At 65.9% G+C, this 19980-nt stretch carries 18 protein-coding genes and 1 pseudogene; 4 read left to right on the plus strand and 15 right to left on the minus strand.

Annotated features, from left to right (window positions below; translation table 11 throughout):
• Together A33M_RS24155 and A33M_RS17735 are read right to left on the minus strand one after the other, a co-directional pair.
• The coding region (locus A33M_RS24155) for a hypothetical protein (protein WP_443213447.1) at positions 1-301 on the minus strand (301 nt) is incomplete at its 3' end.
• A 3-nt stretch (positions 302-304) separates the two neighbouring features.
• Positions 305-580 carry a type II toxin-antitoxin system TacA family antitoxin gene (locus tag A33M_RS17735; protein ID WP_040621465.1) on the minus strand — a complete coding sequence of 92 codons (276 nt, stop codon included), beginning with the start codon at positions 578-580 and terminating at the stop codon, positions 305-307.
• 1048 nt (positions 581-1628) lie between these two features.
• Between A33M_RS17735 and A33M_RS24160 the strand changes: the two genes are divergently transcribed.
• Positions 1629-1898, plus strand: coding sequence for a hypothetical protein (locus tag A33M_RS24160; RefSeq protein ID WP_192814129.1), 270 nt, complete (start codon positions 1629-1631; stop codon positions 1896-1898).
• Positions 1891-3561 (plus strand): RelA/SpoT domain-containing protein, encoded by a 1671-nt coding sequence (locus A33M_RS24165; protein ID WP_008390020.1) that lies wholly within the window; start codon positions 1891-1893, stop codon positions 3559-3561. Before A33M_RS24160 ends, A33M_RS24165 begins: the two co-directional genes overlap by 8 nt.
• Positions 3562-3831: 270 nt before the next feature.
• Here the strand turns inward: A33M_RS24165 and A33M_RS17740 are convergent, their stop codons facing one another.
• Together A33M_RS17740 and A33M_RS17745 are read right to left on the minus strand one after the other, a co-directional pair.
• On the minus strand, positions 3832-4122 hold the full coding sequence (locus A33M_RS17740; protein ID WP_008390022.1) for an XRE family transcriptional regulator: 291 nt from the start codon (positions 4120-4122) through the stop codon (positions 3832-3834).
• Positions 4119-4406 carry a type II toxin-antitoxin system RelE/ParE family toxin gene (locus A33M_RS17745; RefSeq protein ID WP_237718415.1) on the minus strand — a complete coding sequence of 96 codons (288 nt, stop codon included), beginning with the start codon at positions 4404-4406 and terminating at the stop codon, positions 4119-4121. The genes A33M_RS17740 and A33M_RS17745 overlap by 4 nt, the downstream gene beginning before the upstream one ends.
• A gap of 609 nt (positions 4407-5015) precedes the next feature.
• Between A33M_RS17745 and A33M_RS23170 the strand changes: the two are divergent.
• A pseudogene (locus A33M_RS23170) lies at positions 5016-5216 on the plus strand (hypothetical protein); the annotation flags it as partial.
• Positions 5217-5249: 33 nt separating this feature from the next.
• On the opposite strand, the gene A33M_RS17750 reads toward A33M_RS23170, so the two are convergent.
• Both A33M_RS17750 and A33M_RS17755 read right to left on the minus strand, forming a co-directional pair.
• Positions 5250-8309: an efflux RND transporter permease subunit gene (locus tag A33M_RS17750; protein ID WP_008390028.1), complete on the minus strand. Its 3060-nt coding sequence runs from the start codon at positions 8307-8309 to the stop codon at positions 5250-5252.
• A complete protein-coding gene (locus A33M_RS17755) occupies positions 8306-9490 on the minus strand; it encodes an efflux RND transporter periplasmic adaptor subunit (protein WP_157223542.1) in 1185 nt (394 codons plus the stop codon). The genes A33M_RS17750 and A33M_RS17755 overlap by 4 nt, the downstream gene beginning before the upstream one ends.
• Positions 9491-9588: 98 nt before the next feature.
• On the opposite strand from A33M_RS17755, the gene soxR reads away from it, so the two are divergent.
• Positions 9589-10191, plus strand: coding sequence for a redox-sensitive transcriptional activator SoxR (gene soxR / locus A33M_RS17760; protein WP_008390033.1), 603 nt, complete (start codon positions 9589-9591; stop codon positions 10189-10191).
• A 78-nt stretch (positions 10192-10269) separates the two neighbouring features.
• Here soxR and A33M_RS17765 read toward each other — a convergent pair whose 3' ends face one another.
• From A33M_RS17765 to pssA, 9 genes are all read right to left on the minus strand, one after another.
• Positions 10270-11181: a LysR family transcriptional regulator gene (locus tag A33M_RS17765; RefSeq protein ID WP_008390036.1), complete on the minus strand. Its 912-nt coding sequence runs from the start codon at positions 11179-11181 to the stop codon at positions 10270-10272.
• A gap of 153 nt (positions 11182-11334) precedes the next feature.
• Positions 11335-12525 carry a mandelate racemase/muconate lactonizing enzyme family protein gene (locus A33M_RS17770; protein WP_008390038.1) on the minus strand — a complete coding sequence of 397 codons (1191 nt, stop codon included), beginning with the start codon at positions 12523-12525 and terminating at the stop codon, positions 11335-11337.
• A 41-nt stretch (positions 12526-12566) separates the two neighbouring features.
• A complete protein-coding gene (locus tag A33M_RS17775) occupies positions 12567-13874 on the minus strand; it encodes an MFS transporter (RefSeq protein WP_052027113.1) in 1308 nt (435 codons plus the stop codon).
• Positions 13875-14138: 264 nt separating this feature from the next.
• On the minus strand, positions 14139-14912 hold the full coding sequence (gene cobF, locus A33M_RS17780; RefSeq protein WP_008390044.1) for a precorrin-6A synthase (deacetylating): 774 nt from the start codon (positions 14910-14912) through the stop codon (positions 14139-14141).
• Positions 14913-15115: 203 nt separating this feature from the next.
• Positions 15116-15466 (minus strand): Grx4 family monothiol glutaredoxin, encoded by a 351-nt coding sequence (gene grxD, locus A33M_RS17785; RefSeq protein WP_008390045.1) that lies wholly within the window; start codon positions 15464-15466, stop codon positions 15116-15118.
• 126 nt (positions 15467-15592) lie between these two features.
• Entirely contained in the window at positions 15593-16078 is a 486-nt protein-coding gene (locus tag A33M_RS17790) for a RidA family protein (RefSeq protein WP_008390047.1), read from the minus strand.
• A gap of 182 nt (positions 16079-16260) precedes the next feature.
• Positions 16261-16497: a BolA family protein gene (locus tag A33M_RS17795; RefSeq protein ID WP_008390049.1), complete on the minus strand. Its 237-nt coding sequence runs from the start codon at positions 16495-16497 to the stop codon at positions 16261-16263.
• A gap of 48 nt (positions 16498-16545) precedes the next feature.
• Positions 16546-18780, minus strand: coding sequence for a phosphoribosylformylglycinamidine synthase subunit PurL (gene purL / locus A33M_RS17800; RefSeq protein WP_008390051.1), 2235 nt, complete (start codon positions 18778-18780; stop codon positions 16546-16548).
• Between the two features lie 142 nt (positions 18781-18922).
• Positions 18923-19894 (minus strand): CDP-diacylglycerol--serine O-phosphatidyltransferase, encoded by a 972-nt coding sequence (gene pssA, locus A33M_RS17805; protein WP_040621472.1) that lies wholly within the window; start codon positions 19892-19894, stop codon positions 18923-18925.
• Positions 19895-19980 lie beyond the last annotated feature (86 nt).

The raw sequence follows: 19980 nt of genomic DNA on the forward strand, positions 1-19980 counted from the left end.
ACGCCCCGCCGCAAGCCCTCAAAGCCGTGGCCTGACCACGACGCTTACCGGGAACCGGATGCCGGGGCAGCCCCTTCGCAAGCCGTTCAGGAGCGTCGTCATGGGCGACATGACCGACGACCAGCGTATGGTATCCGGCGATCGCATCTTCTGAAACGGCGACATAGGTCTGCAAAATTCCGGCGCGCTGTCCGGGGAGCGCGTGCAGCTTGATGAATCGGTTCAGTGCGTCGTTGCCGCAATCGAACGACGTCGGATCGTGAGAAAGCGCGAGCTTGGCAATTTGGGGCTTCTCGGTCATCGGCTAATCGAGGATCGTGGGCTCTTTCAAGAGCCGCTCCATCCGCGGGTGCCGCTGCGGCGGGGCGTCCAGCGCCGATATAAAGGCCTGCCATTGTTCCGCACTGAGGCCGATCCGGGTGCGCTCGGCCAAAACCTCGTGAGCGGTCGTGAGCGCACTGTCGATGACGAACTGGCTGATCGTGGTCTGCCGTTCGCGGGCGGCCTCCTGCAAGACGCGTTTCGCTTCGGGCGTAATCCGGATGTCGAGTTTGTCGGACCGTTGGGACGGGGAAGGCATTGCACGCTCCTACGAATGTTGTCCTAAATTATAGACCAACGTACGTACATTGTCCAGACAAGACCATGGGCGAACTTGCCACATCCAAATACCGTGAATGAACTCGTCCCCTTTTTGGGTATTATCCTCCCCAAATTGGGTATGGTGGCATCGCAACGAACGAGATCAGCGCTATCGCGAGCCTTGTTTTCGAACGTGCAGCAACGCGTGCTGGCGCCAATCTTCGGCCACCCGGAGCGCAGCTTCTACACCTCGGAGATTGCCTGCAAGGTCCGGTCCGGAACGCATGCAGCGCGATCAACATGCCTTCTGCTCCGGACCTGAGGCACCCGAACATTTTTCTTGGCAGCCACGTCCGCGACAATTGCGGCGAGAGCATCAACAGCGTCTCTATATATGTTATGCGTGTCAGAAATATCAAACGGTTAGCAGCGCAATTGCCGATATTTGACATGAATTGCGGCTTTAATTAAGGGTCTATAAGATTTCCAGAAATAGCATAACGCCTGAAAGGTAATACTCATGGCTTCCAGCGCGCAAAACGACGATGACGATAACGCGACCTTACCCACGGGTCGGCTCAAGCGCGAATACTTTATATGGAGACCCGGACTTACATCAGAGACAGATTCATATGTTCGTCTGCGCAGGGATCAGAGCGACGTCCAATTCTGGTACTACGACTTCGTCGCAGCTAAGGATTTAACCATTCGCAAGACAGTACCGTTCTTGGAATGCGAACGCGAAGTCAGACACGAAATGGTACCTGATCGCGAAGGGAAAGCCCGCGCAGCGTTTCGCAAATTACAGGCGACGTAGCAGCATGCATGGCTGCCCTCGGCTTCACACTTGAACCATTGCGGCAGGCGCACATAATCAGTCTCCGCCTATGCGTGCCAGAAATATCAAACGGTTAGCAGCGCAATTGCCGATATTTGATACGAGTTGCGGCTTTAATTAAGGGTCTATAAGAGTTCCAGAAATAGCATAGTCGCGAGTGGGAGTTGTAATGGCTTCAAGTCCACAAAACGACGACGAGAGTTCGACCTTGGAGACAGGTCAGCCTAAGCACGAATACTTCATCTGGCAGCCGGGCCTTACCGCTGAAACAGAGTCATATGTTCGGCTGCGTCGTGTTCAAGATGCCGTCAGGACTTGGGAATATGATTTCATCGCCGCCAAGGATATCACAAAGCGAAAAATCGTTGCGTATCTGGATTGCGAGCGCAGCACTATAAGGGAGATGGTGCCGGATCGCGAAGGAAGAGCACGGCAAGCATTTCGAAACTGGAAGCCAAATTGCGGGAAAAATGGCTGACCTCGGCTTCAAGCTTGAACCGCAACAACCTCAGCCATGCTCGACCGCGACTGAATGCTCGCAACTCGCTTATCTTGCAGACATTGAGCACCATCGTGTGTTGCGCCGATTTCTGGAAAGTCACTTTGCAGCGCATCCTGAAGATCGCTCCGCACTCCATTACGAGCCGGGTCCTGTCAAGACACCGGCGAGCGTTGCCGCGAAAATGAAGCGGTTGGGGAAAAGCCCCAATGAAATCCCCGATTATGTACGTTCGCGCATCGTTGCTGACAATCCGCAAGCGTTAGACCGCATGGTTGATCAACTACGTAGCGCGGGATTGCGTTTTACCGATGTGGCGGATTACGTATCAAACCCTTATGAAGATGGATTTCGCGCAGTCAATATAAAACTCGTTTTGCCGAAGAGTGGGTTCACCGGGGAACTCCAAATTGTTCCGAGCTCGACTTTGGTTGTTGGCGCGGCATCTCATGCGAACTACGAAGAGCTGCGCAGTATGCCTAAGAGCGGTCTGACGCCTGTGCAGGTCGCTCGTGTCAAGCAGTTGACTGCTGAATCCCGCTTGCTCGAAGACGTTGCCGCAAGCCAACATGGCTTTTCGTCAATGCTCGATCCGAGCAAGGCACCCCTTCATGATGTCCGCAATCCGCAATATCGTGCAAACTTTCTAGGCGATTTTGCTGGGCAGGAACCGCTCCTAGACAAATATCTTGACCCTGCCTTTAAGCTTCCTCCCGCGCCTCAATCAACGCTTTCGTCGCGGGTCGCAAGCTCCGCTGAAAGCGGTCTGGCGCGCGCTGAACGCCTGTATGATCGCGTGGGACGCGCCACCGGCAGCCAACAGGCTGTCGAAAAGGCCAATCAAGCGTTGAGCGCTGCGACGCTCGGGCTTTCCAACAAGGCAGGGGACACTATTCGTAGTGGTGTTGTAGGCCTCATCCAGAAAGCGGCACCATTTCTACACAAGGTTGGCTTGCTCCAAATAGCTTCGTTTGCCGGACGAGCATTGCCGATTGCAGGCGCAGCCGTTGGTGCCGCCCATGGGATATGGGAGACGGGTCGGCACGCCTATGAAGGCGACATTGGCAAAGCGACCGCCGCTTTTGCCGGGGGGACAGCACGCACATTCTTTGGTCTTGGTGGCGCGGCGGGGCTTGCCTATGGCGAAGCGTCTTACGAGGCCATCCGCCAAGGCATGGGTCGGCTTGGCGACCAACTGGGCAGGGATTGGTGGGTTGCGCCTTCGCTCCCTGTGGCGGTTGGACAGGCAATTAAGGATGCGGTTATTCCCTCGCAACCGCCTACTGAACGAGCTGTAGGTGGTCAGCGGGTTTCGACGCCTCGAAAGCCAGAACTGTCTGAGAAGAACGGGACAGACAATTCAACCTTTCAGTTCGCGCCGCCGGCGCGAAAACCTACGGGAAGTCGGGTTGAGAAACCGCAAAGGCATTCTAGCGCACAGCCCTACAGTCGCTTTGCCCAGCAGAATGCCGTCGATGTGACGCGGCCGCAGGAGTCAAGAAGCACTTCTTTCCGTAAATACGCCTCCATGAGTCCACAAGGAGAGCGAGACCCAGCCATCTCCGCATCTGCTGTTATCAAGTCGCATCAAAATCGGCCCAGTCCCAATAAGAGAAGTGGGATTGGGTTAAGTCCAGCCTAGGTGTTCTGTGCGGACCGTCGTCCGCCATCGCTTCATGTCATATGGAACGGGTCCTTATCGAACAATCCGCCGAGGCGGGGAATTTTCCAGTAGGGGCAACGACCGGAGAAGATGGATCATGCTTTCCGGAGAAGAAGGTGAGCCTCTCGTTCGAGAGCCGCTTCGACCTCGCCTACAACGCCGCTCACGGAGTTGCGCTCGCTACGCTGCGTTACTCCGGCTATTCAGACGTGACAAGGCGGAACTCGACAACCTGGTACGGTCTATCGGCTAGACCAGTTCCATCCGGAGTTCCCGACCTACGATCCTGGCGGCGCGTTGAAGGCTCTCGATCGTGGCGTTGCCGTTGTCGGGGTCGAGGATGCGGTCGAGCTGGGCGCGGCTGGTCTTCATCAGTTCGGCCATCCTCTTTTTGGTGAGCTTTTTCTTCTTCATCTCCTCGGCAAGTTGAACGGCGATCACCGACTTGATCGCGGCAACTGTCACTTCTTCGCGTAGGCCCGCCTCATCGAGCCAGCTTTCGAAGCTGGAGCCGACGTGCTTGTTTTTCTTCGTTGTCATGACCGAACCTCCTTCATCCGCTGCCGGGCGAGCGCCAGATCGTCCGGCGGCGTTTTTCGGGTCTTCTTGATGAACGCATGCAGCGCGATCAACATGCCTTCATAAAACCCAAACAGGACCCGTGCCTCGCGCCGACTGCCCAATGTCGAGCGGACTTCCCACAGCCCGCCGCCTAACGGGCGGCATACCGGCAACCCCACTGGCCAACCAAACTGCACCTTGCCGAGATCGCGACCGACGATGCGCTGATCGTCCCGATCCAGCCCATTCAGCCATTCGCGCACCGGCTCCGCCCCGGAACTGGACCGCCAGAACCTGAGAGGAATGGCCTTCGGAGCCTGTTCTTTAGAGGTTTGTACCATATAAGATACACGCGATGCAAGAATAATCGAGAGGCAAATCGAGCTACGGTTGAGAAAGCTAGGTTAATAGTCCTAGCTCGATCGAACGAAAACGTGCAAATGAAAAATGCACGCAACCGACCGTTGGGGCTTGCGGCTCTTGAGAACCGCGCGCGCCGCCCGGGACCCCGCTGAAATCGGATCCCAAGCATCCCTCTTTTCTCCCACCGGCAATGAGCCTGTCCCTTCTGAATCGCGACAGGTCGGCCATCGATTTTTCGGTCGAAAGCCGTGAGTTCGAGAGTCCGGGCACCAGCGACTGTGAGCGGCAGAGTTTTCGCCAAATCAGTGCCGTTTCGGCAGAGGCAGCGGCACGAACTTCTGTTCAAGTATCTGGAACGCGATGCGAATTTCTGTCGCGTGCTTCATCAAGTATGTTCTGTATGCCTGCAGCAAGGGGAGCCACTCTTCGCAGCCTGTGGACAAGTCGTCTCCGGACGCCCCACGGCGAGCCGCGAGCGAAGCGTTTTCGCAGGCGGGTCGAACGGTCGCGCGGGATCGGCCGTCGCGTTCTACTTCTGCATCCAAGGCCTGATCGCCGGCATTGTCGGGACCTTGGCGGTCACGCTGTTGGACGGCGACGCGGCATGACCCATGATCTGTTACGCGACGACGATGGCGGTGCTGGTGTCGGCCGGTCTGGCGCGACTACGATCCCGTGACACGCCTGCCGAGAGGTCGCCTGTCTTCTGATATGCCAAGCGACTGGCAGGACGCCGGAAAACCTCACGACACGGCACGACGTGGCCGGACGCTCGCCGCCTCGCGACGATGGTCGCCGGCGAGCAGCGTGTAGAAGGTCGGCAGCACGAACAGCGTGAACAGCGTGCCGACCAGCATCCCGGTCACCACCACGATGCCGATCGCGAACCGGCTCGCCGCGCCGGCGCCGGTGGCGAACAGCAGCGGCACCAGCCCGGCCACCATCGCGGCGGTGGTCATCAGGATGGGGCGCATGCGCACCCGCGCCGCCTCCAGGATGGCCCGGTTGCGGTCGACGCCCTCGTGGCGCTGGATGTCGTTGGCGAACGCGACCATCAGGATGCCGTGCTTGGAGATCAGCCCGATCAGCGTGACGAGGCCGATCTGGGTGTAGATGTTGAGCGTGGTGTAGCCGAGATGGAGCGGCAGCAACGCTCCGCAGATCGCCAGCGGCACCGTCACCAGGATCACCAAAGGATCGCGGAAGCTCTCGTACTGCGCGGCGAGCACCAGGAAGATCACCACCAGCGCGAAGCCGAAGGTGATCGTCAGGCGGTCGCCCTCCTGCACGTATTGTCGGCTGTCGCCGAGCCAGTCGACGGTGACGCCGGGCGCACGCGGCAGCGCCTCCATGAAGGAGACCGCCTGCCCCATCGTCACGCCGGGCCGCAGCACCGCCGACAGCGTCGCCGCGTTCATCTGATCGAACTGCGGCAGCCGGTTGGCGCTCGGCTTCACCGTGACCGACACGACGGTGGAGAGCGGGATCATCGCCCCCGAGCGGGTGCGGACCTGATAACGACCGAGCGTCTCCGCCGTCAGCCGGTCGCTGCGGCGAACCTGCGGGATCACGTCGTAGGAGCGGCCGAAATAATCGAAGCGACCGACGTAGCTCTCGCCGACCAGCACGGCGAGCGTATCGGCGATCGCCTGCATGGTGACGCCGACCTCGCCGGCCTTGGCACCGTCGATGCGGATTTGCGCGGTCGGGCTGTCGAAGGCGAGATCGCTGTCGACGAACACGAACAGGCCGCTCCGCCACGCCGCCGCCTTCAAAGCCTCCATCTCGCGGTGGATCACGTCGAAGCCGGCCGACGAGCGCAGCACCATCTGGAACGGCAGCCCGCCGGTCGAGGCCGGCAGCGCCATCGGCTGGAACGGCGTGACGGACGCATCGTGCACGCGACCGACCTCCCGATAGAGCGTCGCCTGGATGTCGGTCGCCGAGCGCATCCGCTCGCTCCATTCCTTCAGGATGATGCCGCCGAACGCGTTGTTCAGGCCGTCGGTGCCGACCACGAAGAAATTGGCGGTGTATTCCGGGATCGACTGGAAGATCCGTTGGACGCCGGCGGCGGCGCCGGCGGTGTAGTCGAGATTGGCGTATTGCGGCGCGCGGACCGCGGTGAACACGTAGCCCTGGTCCTCCTGCGGGGCGAGCTCGCGCTTGGCGCCGAGAAACAGCACGACGATCGCCGCGAGCATCGCGCCGGCGACCAGCAGCACCGCCGGCCGCATCGTCAACGTCGCGGCGAGCGTGCGCGCATAAAGGTCGGCGAGCGCCGCGAACCGCCGCTCGATCGCCCCGGCGAGGCGTCCCTGCACGGCGGCCGCGCCGAGCAGCCGCGAGCTCATCATCGGCGACAGCGTCAGCGCCACCACGCCCGACACCACCACCGCCCCCGCCAGCGTGAAGGCGAACTCGCGAAACAGGCTGCCGGTCAGCCCGCCCATCAGACCGATCGGCGCATAGACGGCGGCCAGCGTGATGGTCATCGCGATCACCGGGCCGACGATCTCGCGGGCGCCGACCAGCGCCGCCGCGACCGGCGTCAGCCCCTCCTCGATGTGCCGATGGATGTTCTCCACCACCACGATCGCGTCGTCGACCACGAGCCCGATCGCCAAAACCATCGCCAGCAGCGTCAGCAGATTGAGCGAGAAGCCGAACAGCAGCATCAGCGCCGCGGTGCCGACCAGCGACAGCGGGATGGTGACGACCGGGACCACCACCGCGCGGGCGGAGCCGAGGAACAGGAAGATCACCACCACCACGATGACCACCGCCTCGACCAGCGTGTGCAGCACCTCGTCGATCGCGGCGTGGACGAAATGGGCGACGTCGAACTGGTTCTCCACCACCAGGCCGGGCGGCGCCACCCGCTGCATGTCGGGAAGCCGCGCTTTGACTGCGGCGACGATCTCCAGCGGGTTGCCGTCCGGGGTCGGCGCGATCTTGAGATACACGGCGCGGCGCCCGCTCGCCCAGCCGAGGGTGTCGCGGTTCTGGCTGCCGAGCTCGATATCGGCGATGTCGGACAGCCGCACCAGACCGTCGGCGCCGGTCTTGATCACCATGTCGCGAAAATCGCCGACATCGGTGGCGTCGGTCGCGGCGCTGATCGCGACGGTGGTGCGCTCGCTTTCGAGCCGGCCGGGGGCGGCCTGCACGTTGTTGGCGCGCAGCGCCGCGGCGACGTCGCCGGCGGTGAGGTTGCGGGCGGCGAGCTTCACCGGATCGAGCCACACCCGCATGGCGAGCGCCTGCGCGCCGGCGAGGTCGGCGGAGGCGACGCCCTTCACCGCGGTGACCAGCGGCTGGCCGACCCGCGTCACGAAATCGGTGATCTGGGGAATGGTCAACGTGTCGCTGACGAAGGCGACGTACTGCACGGCGGAGGCGCCGTCGGTGAGCTTGGCGACCACGGGATCGTAGGCGCCTTCCGGCAGCAGATACTTGACCTGCTGAATCTTGGACAGCACCTCCGTCATCGTCCGATCGGAATCGGCGTTGAGGACGAGCTTGGCCTTGATCCGGCTCTGCCCCATGGTCGAGCTGGAGGTGAGATACTCGATGCCGCTCGCGGTCGCGATCGCCTGGGCGATCGGCGTCGTGACGAAGCCCTGCATCACCTCCTGGGTCGCGCCGGGAAACGTGGTGTCGACGGTGATGGTGGCGCTTTCGAGGTTCGGATACTGGCGGATCGGCAGCGACAGGAGCGCGCTCGCGCCCGCCAGCATCACCAGCAGGCTGACGACGATCGACAGCACCGGGCGGCGGACGAACAGGTCGGTGACGCTCATGGCGCGCGCCCCCGCGTGGCATCGGCGGTGGCGCCGGTCGCCGTCGCGCCGATCGCGCTCGCGATGGTGACGGGCGCGCCCGGCCGGACCCGCAGCTGCCCGGCGGTGATCACCACGTCGCCCGGCGACAGCCCGTGGTCGATGACGATGCGCTCGCCGACCTGCGCGCCGGCGACCACCGGCACCACCTCGGCGTGGCCGTCGCGCACCACGAACACGCTGTCGCCGGAGGCGGTGGCCTGCACCGCGGTCGCCGGCACCAGGAGGGCGTCGGGCCGCGGCGGCCGGACGACGTCGACCACCACGAACAGGCCGGGCCGCAGCAGGCCTTCGGTGTTGCCGAGCAGCGCCTGCGCCGACACGTTGCGAGTGTCGGCGCCGACCCGCGGCTCGACGGCGTCGATCACGGCGCGGAAGCGGCGGTCCGGAAAGGCGTCGCTCGTCACCTCGACCTCACCGCCGACCCGCAGCTTTGCGAGATCCTGCTGCGGCACGGAGAAATTCACGTAGAGCCGGTCGAGCGCCACCAGAGTGGCGATCGGCGCGCCGGGCTCGACATATTGGCCGAGATCGATGCGGCGGATGCCGAGACGGCCGTCGAACGGCGCCCGTACGGTCTTCTGCGCGAGCTTTGCATCGATCTGGGCGATGGTGGCCTCGGCGGCGGCGAGCTCGGCCTCGCGCTGCTGTAGACGCTGCAGCGTCTCGCTGCCGGTCGGCGACAGTTTTTGCGAGCGATCGAGCTCGAGCCGGGCGAAGCGGGCGCGCGCCACCGCGGCGGCACGGTCGGCCCGCTCGACGCCGTCGAACAGCTGCACCAGCGGATCGTCTCGCGCGACCATCGCACCCGCCTCGAAGCGGATCGCCACCACCCGACCGGCGACCTCGGGCGCGAGCACCACCTCCTGCACCGCTCTCAGCGAGCCGGTCGCCCGCAAGAATTGCGGCAGGGTCTCGACCGCGACCGGCGCCGCCGCGACCTCGACCGGCCGCGGCGCGTGACCCCCGGCGGTCGCGGCGAGGCGTGCGCTCCGCCACCAGGCGATGCCGGCGAATGCCAGCCCGAGCACCGCCAGCACGACCACGATCGACGCGAAGCGCCGGGGGATCGCGGCCGGTCGCGGGTCGCGCGGGCGGGCGGTGGCCCGGTCGATCGGCTGCTCTCGGACGAATGTCGGCATGTCGGCCCCCCGGAACGAACCCCGCGGCGCGGAGAGCTTGCAACGGCAAGCCGACACACTCTATAAAACCTCGACTATAGTCGAGGTCAAGAGGTATCATGAGCGGGCCGGAGAAGGGCTTGACGGTCGGCGAGGTCGCCCGGCGGACCGGCGTGCCGGTGTCGACCCTGCATTTCTACGAGGCGAAGGGGCTGATCTCCGGGTGGCGCACCGAGGGCAATCAGCGTCGCTATGCCCGCGCCGTGCTGCGCCGCATCGCGGTGGTGCGGATCGCCCAGCGGGCGGGCATTCCGCTCGCCGCGGTCAAGGCACATCTCGACGAGATCCCGGATTACCGCGCCGTGTCGCTCGCCGAGTGGCGCCGGCTCAACGCCTCCTGGCAGGCCATGCTCGACGAGCGGATCGCCGGCCTCCTGCAGCTGCGCAACGAGCTGGAGCGCTGCATCGGCTGCGGCTGCCTGTCGTTCGCCGAATGCGCGCTGCGCAATCCCGACGACGTGCTCGCCGACGAAGGCCCCGGCCCGCGCTTGCTCGCCGTTTCGCCGGCGGCAAACGCCCCGGCACCCACCTCGCACGACCCGGGTTCGCCGGCCCCGGCCTCGCCCGAACCAGCCCCGCCCGCTTCGGTGGCCGAGCCGGCGTCGCAACGCAAGACGGCCCGCTCCGGACCCGGTCGCCCTCCCCGCCCGCCCGAGACCTGATCACGCCACGCGGCGTCGTGGTCGATTGCCCCAGTCGCAGCGCGGCCCGCTCGACGAGCCGTTCACGCTGCGGCCGATCTACGGCGCGCAGCGCGGCACCACCTGGTTGGGGTCGGTGTCGCGGACATATTGCTGCAGGAACGCCTTGAACGCCGCGGCCGCCGGCGACGAGGTGCGGGTCTCCTGCTCGTAGATCATCATCTTGCGGTTGAGCACCGGCGCCTCCAGCGGACAGATGATCAGCCCGTAGGCGGACGCCAGCTGCGAGATGAACGGGCCGGCCAGCACCACCCCGTTGCCGACGGCGGCGAGGCCGAGCGCGGTCGAGACGTGATTGACCACCTGCGATACCGCGAAGCTGGCGCCGCCGAACTCGTAGGCGATGTGGTCGATCATCTCCTGCCCCACCACGATCACCGGCTCCCGGCGCAGCTCCTCCCAGCTGACGTGACGGCCGCGGAACCGATGGTCGGGCGGGCAGATCACCGAGACCGGCGTGGTGAACAGAGTGGAGCTGACGATGTCGGGATCGAGGTTCCGCTCGGGGCCGAGCCCGAGATCGGCGTCGCCGCGGCTCACCATGTCCTGCAGCTCGCCCATCGGCACGTCGACCAGGTGAACCCGGATCATCGGGCTCGCGCAAGCGAACGCCGCCATCATGCGCGGCAGCAGCGTGCAGGCGATCAGCGGCGCGCCGGCGACCCGCACCTGGCCGGCCCGCTGCTCGCGCAGATCGGCCGTGTAGCGCTCGGCGGCACGGAAGTGCTCGACGGCCCGCCGGGCGTAGGGAAGAAAGTCTTCGCCCGCTTTCGACAGCCGCACGGAATGCGACGTCCGGTCGAACAGCTTGACGCCCGAGCGGTCCTCGAGCTCGCGGATCAGCGCGCTGACGCCGCCCTGGGTGATGTGCATCACCTTGGCGGCCGCAGTAAAGCTGCGCAGATTGGCGACGGTGAGAAAGGCCTTCAGCTGGCGACAGGAAATGTCCACGAGATGCCCCCCGAGACACGGATCTGCCGCGCCCGCGGGGGATGGCCGGACGCGGCAGACCGATCGTGGTCGACGGATGCTATCAAACGGAGCCCGGCCGCGCGAGCCGGACCGGTGTGACGCCGGGGCGGCGGAGCGCCCGCCCGGCGGGTGTCACCGCACCGTTTCGACCACCGAGGCCGCGATGGTCTCGTCGGTCAGCTCCTGGCCGAGGCCCGGCAGCTCGGGCACCGTGTAGCAGCCGTTGTTCGGCTGATAGTCGTACTTGCAGGTGCGGGTGTTCGGCTCGAGCAGCGCATAGCGGTGCAGCTCGTGGATCACGAAGTTCGGGATCGCCGCCTCCATGTGCAGCGCCGCCGCCGTCGAGATCGGGCCGCCGCACACGTGGATCTGCACGGTGGCGTCGTAGACGTGCGCCATGTCGCAGATCTTCTTCGTCTCGGAGATGCCGCCGGCGACGCAGATGTCCGGCTGGATCACGTCGATCGAGCCGTCCTCCAGGAACGGACGATAGCCCCAGCGCGTGTAGATGCGCTCGCCGGCGGCGATCGGGATCGCGACGGCGTCGGCCACCTTCTTCATCTGCTTGGAGTTGAGCGGCATCACCGGCTCCTCGTAATAGAAGACGCCGAGCGGCTCGATCATCCGGCCGAACTGAATCGCCGAGATGGTGTCGGTGAAGGCGTGCATCTCGACGATGATGTCGACGTCGGGACCGACCGCCTCGCGCATCGCCGCCAAGCGGTCGTAACCGAGCCGCAGCACCTTGTCCGGCAGCGGACCGGTGAGATAGCGCTTGTTCCAGTTGCCCTCGCGATCCATCGCGACGACGTCGACCTTGAGGGCGTCGTATCCTTCCGCGACGGCGGTGCGGGCGGCCTCGGCATACTGCTCCGGCGTGGTCAGCATCGACTTGTCGCTGCCGGCCCCCCAGCCGAACTGGAGCTGGCTCGCATAGCTGCGGATCGAGCTGCGCGTCTTGCCGCCGAGCAGCACGTAGAGCGGCACGTTCAGCGCCTTGCCGCGGATGTCCCAGCAGGCGATGTCGAGGCCGCTCATGCCGGCGAACACCACGGTGCCGCCGCCCTGCCCCCAGAACGTCTTCTTGAACATCTTCTCCCAGATCGCCTCGGTGTCCATCGGGTCCATCCCGATCAGGAGACGGGCGAGATCCTTGGCCATGCCGAAGCCGGCGGACGCGCCGACCCCGTAAGCGAGCCCGACCTCGCCGAAGCCCGTGATGCCCTCGTCGGTGCAGACGCGCACGCACACGGGGCGCCATTTGCTGGTCGCGGACTGGAAGTCGTTGGCGACGTCGATGACGTCGATGCTGGTGATCTTCATGAGAGCACTCCTGCCGACCGCGGTCGGCCTTTGCGGATCGATCAGTATTTCTGGACGACGAGCACGCCGGCCACGACGGACGCGACGGCACCGGTGAAGACCAGGCACAGCAGGCCGCCGTCGTAGCTGCCGGTGAGGCTGATGAAGAGGCCGATCAACGCCGGCGACAGCGCCGACAGGCCGTTGGCGATGCCGTTCATCGCCCCCGATGCGGTCGAGATCGACTGGCCGGGAACCAGCCCCTGCAGCAGCGTCCACGCCGCCGGCGTGCCCATGGTGGAGAAGCCGACCGCGAGCGCGAGCAGCACCGCGGAGACGTACTTGTCCGACACCGTGGCGCCGAAATAGACGCACAGGCCGGCGAGCAGCATCGCGGCGAAGAGGATCGGCGCGTTGCGGCCGATCTTGTCGCTGAGAAAGCCGACCGACGCCTTGAAGGCGATGCCGAAGATGAAGGGCAGCGAGGCGAGCCAGCCCATCTCGGCCCAGGTGAAGCCGCGCGCCGACTTCAGATACACCGGCAGCCAGGAGATCAGGCCCCAATACATGCATTGCAGGCAGAGGTACCAGATCACGAGCAGCCAGTAGTTCGGATTGGTCGCGAACGGCTTGATGCGCTCGATGAAGGAGGCCTTGCCGGCGCCCTTGGCGGCGGCGCCGGCGCGCTCGGCCGCCTGGCCCTCCTCGATGTGCCGCAGCTCGGCGGCGTTGATCGACTTGTGCTGGCGCGGCGTGTCGGCGGTGTGGCGCCACAGCAGATAGAGCGGGATCAGACCGAGCACGAGGCAGAGATGGAAGCTCTCACGCCAGCCGAACGTGCCGATCACATAGGTGAACACCGGCATGGCCACCGCGGGCGCGACCGACTGGCCGACCACCCAGGCGGCATTGGCGCGGCCACGCTCCCGCACCGGGAACCAGTTCTTCACGAACAGGCTCTGCAAGGGATAATAGAAGCCTTCGCCGACACCGAGCACGACGCGGCTGGCGATGATCATCGAGAACGCCGTGGCGATGCTGCCCATGAACAACGACAGCGTCCACAACAGGATGCACAAGAGCATCGCCCGGCGCGGCCCGAGATAGTCCCCGAGCGGGCTCAGCACCACGTTGGAGACGCCGTAGGCGGCGAGGAAGACCGACATCATCATGCCGATCTGCACCGACATGCCCTTGATGCCCATGTCGGTGAGGAACTGATCGTTGGCCGCGAGAACGGAGACGTTCACGCGGTCGAGATAGGCGATGAAGATTCCGATGAAGAGGCAGGCGACGATCACGAAGCGTTTTCGTGTGGGCGTCTCTTGCCGACCGATGGTTCCGGCGGCGAAGGCTTCCGAACTCTGCATGAGCGCAACTCCGTGCCACAGCGGGCAAAGCAGGCCGCGATTTGAGTTTCGGGGGTCTGATCCTGCGGAGAGCAGGCTACGAAGTGATCGCGCCGTTCGTTCTATGCGTAAAACGAATATTTGTAGTCGGACGAATAGCCCGGGTAATGGCGCGACGGGCCGTCGCCATGCCGTCGGGCGCCCCCGGCAACGGAGGTCACAGAGCACCGGGCGCGCGAACGAATGGTTTTTCGGAAGGGTCGGATCGCCGGTGCGGCGGCTCTCTCACGAACCGGTCGGCACCGGCCGGCGCAGCAGATACACGTCCATGATCCAGCCATGCGCGGCACGCGCTTCTGCTCGCACGATCTCGATCGTCCCGATCACCTCGCCCGCGCGTCCGGCAATCAGGATCTGGTCGGGCGTGCCGACATAGGCGCCCCAGAAAATCTCGGTGTCGGGCGCGACGGTGCGCAGCGCGCTGCCGTCGTCGAGCATCACCACGATCGTGTCGATGCCGTCCGGCACGCCGGCGGACAGCTTTCGGCCGGTGGTGATCAGAATCGACTGGCCGATGGTGTTGAGCGGAATCCCGTGCGCCGCCGCCAGCGCCTGCACGCTGCTGATGCCCGGCACCACCTCGCAGGCGACCTGGAGCCCGCTCGCCCTCACCCGCTCCAGGATGCGCAGGAGGCTGTCGTAGAGGGTCGGGTCGCCCCACACGAGATAGGCGCCGCACTCGCCGTCGCGCAGCTCGTCGCGCAGCAGGCCGGCATGGATGGCGGCGAGCCGGTCGTGCCAGTCGTCGACCGCGCCGCGATAGTCGTCGCCGGCGGGCGCGCGGGTCGGCACGGCGTATTCCACCACCCGGTGCGGGCGATCGGTGAGGAAGCGGTCGCACAGGTCGCGCCGCACGCGGGCGAGATCCTGCTTGGCGCGGCCTTTGGTCGGCACGAACACCACGTCGGCGCGGCGCAAGGCGTCGATCGCCTGCAGCGTGACGTGGTCGGGATGGCCCGCCCCGATGCCGATCACCACGACGCGTCGCGTCTCCGCCATGCCGCCCTCCCCGTCCCGCGGACGCGCCGCACGAGCCGCGCCGTACGATCCACCCCGGACGCACTCCGGTCGCATCGCACCGCCGCCGCGTCAACCGGTCACCGGCTCGCGACAGGCGCAAACGAGAAAGGCCGGGCTCTCACCCGGCCTCCGTCGCGTCGTTCGATGCCGCCCCCGCCGTCCGGCGGGCGCGGCGAAGGGAATCAGCCGGCGGCCTGCTCGCGCACCGGCACGCCCTTCTCCTTGAAGAACGGCTGCAGCTCGTTCGCCTGGAACATCTCGCGGACGATGTCGCAGCCGCCGACGAACTCGCCCTTCACGTAGAGCTGCGGGATCGTCGGCCAGTTGGAATAGTCCTTGATGCCCTGGCGCAGCTCGTCGTTCTCCAGGATGTTGATGCCCTTGTAGGGCACGCCGACGTAATCCAGGATCTGGACCACTTGGCCCGAGAAGCCGCACTGCGGAAACTGCGGCGTGCCCTTCATGAACAGCACCACGTCGTTCGACTTCAGCTCGTTCTCGATGAATTGCTCGATGCCCATGATGGCGCCCATGCTCGCGTCCGACGAGGTCCGGGTGCCGAATGCACCCGGTCCCGATTGGGTCTTATGTAGACGGCGGCCCGGCTCGCTCCAACCCCCGGTGGTCGGGGAAAGCGACGGCGCGGACCGATCCGCCGTTCACTTTTTCACGGGCGCATAGAAGGTGCCCTCGACCTCGCAGATGTCGTCCTGGTTGAGCCGGTCGACCTCGATGATGGTGCGCGGCGGATAGGGCCCCTTGCCCCACAGCTCCTCCTGCGCCTTGTTCACCAGCGGGCGATATCGGTACATGTCGGTGACGTAGACCACGATGCGCACGGCGTCGCGCAGCGAGGCGCCTTCCGATTCGGCGATCAGCTTCATGTTGAGAAAGGCTTGGCGCACCCGCGCCTGATCGCCCTCGACCAGCGTGTTGGTCTTGGGGTCGATGCCGCGCATGCCCGCCACATAGACGAAATCGCCGGCCCGCGTGCCGAGATTCCAGGTGCCGGTCGACTTGATCGCGCCCTCGGGCGCCAGCGTCTTCACGCCGTTCGGCGACAGCGGAAGGTCTTCCGCATGGGCGGGAGCCAGCGAAAGGGCGAGCGCGAGCGCCGCGAGCGCGGCAACGGTCCTGGTCGTCATGTCACCTCCGGGGGTTTTTGGAGACGGATGCGGCGGATGCCGCGGGCGGGAGAAGGCAAGCGCGAGAAGGCAAGGAGCGGGCCGGTTTTTTGGCCGGGCGTCTTTCACCGCGGATTTTTACGGCATGAAGGCCCCTTCCCCGCGTTGCAGCGAGGTTCGGGACCGACGTTGTCGCGAAAGACTCAGGCGGCCGGCGTCGACGTCTGCAGCGCGAGCGCGTGCAGCTCGCCGCCGAGCTCCTCCTTCAGCGCCTGATAGACCAGCTGGTGCTGCTGCACGCGGGATTTTCCGCGGAACGTCTCGGACACCACCGTCGCGGCGTAGTGATCGCCGTCGCCGGCGAGGTCGTGGATGGTCACCACCGCGTCGGGGATGTGGGTCTTGATCAAGCGCTCGATGTCGTTCGCATTCATCGGCATGGCCAGCTCCCCTGCACCGGGATTGTTTGCCGACAGGTTAGCACATCGTCAGGAGGCGGCACCCGCCATGTAGGCCGGCAGCCACTGCTCGTGGCGCGCCTGGAGGGTCGCGACCTGCACCGCGTGCTCGCCGGGCAGCGTCAGCGTATGGCCGCCGGTGGTGCCGAGATGGGCGACGGCGACGCCCGCCGCCCGCGCCCGCGTCTCGACCGCCACCGCGACGTCGGCCCGCGCGGTCACCACGTAGCGGCCCTGGTCCTCGCCGAACCAGAAGGCGTGCGCCGGCATGCCGTGCGCGGCCGAACCGTCGAGATGCGCGCCGATGCCCGACGCGATCGCCATCTCGGCGATGGTGACCAGAAGCCCGCCGTCGGAGACGTCGTGCACGGCGGTCACCTGCCGCTCGCGGATCAGCGTGCGGACCAGATTGCCGGTGCGCCGCTCGGCGGCGAGGTCGACCGGCGGCGGCGCCCCCTCCTCGCGGCCGCACAGGTCGCGCAGATAGAGCGACTGGCCGAGCCAGCCCTGCCCGGCCTCGCCGAGCACCAGCAACACCTCGTTCTCGGCCTTGAAGCCGATGGTGGCGCTCCTGGAGAAATCGTCCAGCAGGCCGACGCCGCCGATGGTGGGGGTCGGCTGGATGCCCTTGCCGTTGGTCTCGTTGTAGAGCGACACGTTGCCCGACACGACGGGGAAGTCGAGCGCCCGGCAGGCCTCGCCGATGCCGCGGATGCAATCGACCAGCTGGCCCATGATCTCGGGCTTTTCGGGATTGCCGAAATTGAGGTTGTCGGTGATCGCGAGCGGCCGCGCGCCGACCGCCGTCAGGTTGCGCCACGCCTCCGCCACCGCCTGCTTGCCGCCCTCGAACGGGTCGGCCTCGCAATAGCGCGGCGTCACGTCGGTGGTCATGGCGAGCGCCTTCGGCCCGTCGTTCACCCGTACCACCGCGGCGTCGCCGCCGGGGCGCTGCAGGGTGTTGCCGAGAATGACGTGGTCGTATTGCTCCCACACCCAGCGCTTGCTGCAAAGGTCCGGCGTGCCGATCAGGGTTTCGAGCGCGCGGGCGAGGCTCGACGGCGGCTCGATGTCGGCGGCGTGCAGCACCGCGGGTTTTGCGGTCGGCACGTGCGGGCGATCGTAGCAGGGCGCCTCGTCGCCGAGCTCCTTGATCGGCAGATCGGCCATCACCTCGCCGTGCCGCTTCACCACGAAGCGCTTCGACGGGTTGGTCTCGCCGACCACCGCGAAATCGAGGCCCCATTTGCGGAAGATCGCCTCGGCCTCCTCGCGCTTGCTCGGCTCCAGCACCATCAGCATGCGCTCCTGGCTCTCGGAGAGCATCATCTCGTAGGCGGTCATGCCGGTCTCGCGGCACGGCACCTTGTCGAGATCGAGGGTGACGCCGAGGTCGCCCTTGGCGCCCATCTCCACCGCCGAGCAGGTCAGCCCCGCCGCGCCCATGTCCTGGATCGCGACGACGCAGCCCTTGGCCATGATCTCGAGGCAGGCCTCGAGCAGCAGCTTTTCCGCGAACGGATCGCCGACTTGCACGGTCGGGCGCTTGGCCTCGGCCTCCTCGTCGAACTCGGCCGACGCCATCGTGGCGCCGCCCATGCCGTCGCGCCCGGTCTTCGAGCCGAGATAGACGATCGGCATGCCGACGCCGGACGCCGCGGCGTAGAAGATCTTGTCGGTCTCGGCCAGGCCGAGCGCGAAGGCGTTGACCAAATTGTTGCCGTCGTAGCTCTTGTGGAAGCGCACCGAGCCGCCGACCGTCGGCACGCCGAACGAGTTGCCGTAGCCGCCGACGCCGGCCACCACGCCGGCGATCAGCCGCCGCGTCTTCGGGTGCGCCGGCGTGCCGAACGACAGCGAGTTCATGCAGGCGATCGGCCGCGCGCCCATGGTGAAGACGTCTCGGAGAATGCCGCCGACGCCGGTGGTCGCGCCCTGATAGGGCTCGATGTAGCTCGGGTGGTTGTGGCTCTCCATCTTGAAGACGGCGGCGAGCCCGTCGCCGATGTCGACCACGCCGGCGTTCTCGCCGGGGCCCTGGATCACGCACGCGCCGGTGACCGGCAGCGTCTTCAGGTGGACCTTCGACGACTTGTACGAGCAGTGCTCGTTCCACATCGCCGAGAAGATGCCGAGTTCGGTGAAGGTCGGGGTCCGGCCGATCAGCGCGAGGATGCGCTCGTACTCGTCCGGCTTGAGGCCGTGCCGGGCGATCAGCTCGGGGGTGATCTCGGGTTCGAGGGTTTTCGGTTCGTTCGGGATCACGGGGAAGACCTTCGTGCTGCTGGGCGCGGGCGAAGGGATCGCCCGCAGCCGGGCCTTCGTCAACCGCGAAAAACACCGCGCGCGCCCGCGGGCGCTCTCCCCGTCGTCCGGGGCTTTCGAAAGGCTCGCCGAGCCGGATCGCTCAGTTGAGGCGATGCGGGCGCTCGCGCTGCTCGCCGTCGGCCGGTGGCGGCTCGGCGGCAGACGCCGGATACGACTCGCTCTGCCGCGGCTCGCCCGCCGGCCCGCCGGTCCGACCCGGCCCGTCGCCGGCCTGCGCCGTGCTTGCCTGCGCCGTCGCCTCGGCGGCGGCGCGCTCGGCATCGGCCTGGAGGTGGGCGCGATACGACTTCCAACCGAGCGGCAGGCAGCCGAGATAGACGATCGAGCCGAGCGCCAAGACCTCCCAGGGGTAGGAGATCAGCAGGGCGAAAAAGAGCACGGCCAGCACGAAGGCCGGCAGCACCAGCTCCGGCGCCACCCGCGTGCCGAACTTCTTCCCCGAGAACACCGGCAGCTTGGAGATCATCAAAATGCCGATCACCAGCGTGTAGACGGCGACCAGCGGCGACGGCATCAAATACTTGGCGACGCCGAGGAACTGCAGATAGAGCGGCAGCAGCACGACGATCGCGCCGGCCGGTGCCGGGATGCCGGTGAAATAGTTGCCGGCCCAGGGCGGCCGGTTGGGATCGTCGATCATCACGTTGAAGCGGGCGAGCCGGAGCCCACCGCAGATCGCGAAGACGATGGCGACGATCCAGCCGACGTTCTTGAGGACCTGAAGATCCCAGAAGTAGAGAATCATCGCCGGCGCGACGCCGAAATTGACGAAATCGGCGAGGCTGTCGAGCTCGGCACCGAAGCGGGAGGTGCCCTTGAGCATGCGGGCGAGCCGCCCGTCGATGCCGTCGAGCACCGCGGCGGCGACGATCGCGGCGAGCGCCAGCTCGAAGCGCCCTTCGGCGCCGAGCCGCAGCGCGGTCAGGCCGGCGCACAGCGACAGGAGGGTGACGACGTTTGGAACGAGCGTCCGCACGGGGATCGGGCGAAAGCCGCGGCGACGCGGCTCGCGGCGATCACGATCGGGATCGAAGGGAGGGAACAGCGACATGGCGGGCAACTATAGTGCGCTCTCGAAGGTTCCGCCATGCCGACGGCATCGCCGAGCGACGAAGCGTGATTTTCGGAACGAGCGGT

Origin of the sequence: Rhodovulum sp. PH10 (assembly GCF_000293785.1) — a bacterium.
Lineage (GTDB): Bacteria > Pseudomonadota > Alphaproteobacteria > Rhizobiales > Xanthobacteraceae > Rhodoplanes.

What these genes read in the sequence shown, in the direction of transcription:
- A33M_RS17735 (WP_040621465.1), bottom strand. Translation starts at nt 580, where the DNA reads ATGCCTTCCCCGTCCCAACGGTCCGACAAACTCGACATCCGGATTACG.
- A33M_RS24165 (WP_008390020.1), top strand. Translation starts at nt 1,891, where the DNA reads ATGGCTGACCTCGGCTTCAAGCTTGAACCGCAACAACCTCAGCCATGC.
- A33M_RS17740 (WP_008390022.1), bottom strand. Translation starts at nt 4,122, where the DNA reads ATGACAACGAAGAAAAACAAGCACGTCGGCTCCAGCTTCGAAAGCTGG.
- A33M_RS17750 (WP_008390028.1), bottom strand. Translation starts at nt 8,309, where the DNA reads ATGAGCGTCACCGACCTGTTCGTCCGCCGCCCGGTGCTGTCGATCGTC.
- A33M_RS17755 (WP_157223542.1), bottom strand. Translation starts at nt 9,490, where the DNA reads ATGCCGACATTCGTCCGAGAGCAGCCGATCGACCGGGCCACCGCCCGC.
- soxR (WP_008390033.1), top strand. Translation starts at nt 9,589, where the DNA reads ATGAGCGGGCCGGAGAAGGGCTTGACGGTCGGCGAGGTCGCCCGGCGG.
- A33M_RS17770 (WP_008390038.1), bottom strand. Translation starts at nt 12,525, where the DNA reads ATGAAGATCACCAGCATCGACGTCATCGACGTCGCCAACGACTTCCAG.
- A33M_RS17775 (WP_052027113.1), bottom strand. Translation starts at nt 13,874, where the DNA reads ATGCAGAGTTCGGAAGCCTTCGCCGCCGGAACCATCGGTCGGCAAGAG.
- cobF (WP_008390044.1), bottom strand. Translation starts at nt 14,912, where the DNA reads ATGGCGGAGACGCGACGCGTCGTGGTGATCGGCATCGGGGCGGGCCAT.
- grxD (WP_008390045.1), bottom strand. Translation starts at nt 15,466, where the DNA reads ATGGGCGCCATCATGGGCATCGAGCAATTCATCGAGAACGAGCTGAAG.
- A33M_RS17790 (WP_008390047.1), bottom strand. Translation starts at nt 16,078, where the DNA reads ATGACGACCAGGACCGTTGCCGCGCTCGCGGCGCTCGCGCTCGCCCTT.
- A33M_RS17795 (WP_008390049.1), bottom strand. Translation starts at nt 16,497, where the DNA reads ATGCCGATGAATGCGAACGACATCGAGCGCTTGATCAAGACCCACATC.
- pssA (WP_040621472.1), bottom strand. Translation starts at nt 19,894, where the DNA reads ATGTCGCTGTTCCCTCCCTTCGATCCCGATCGTGATCGCCGCGAGCCG.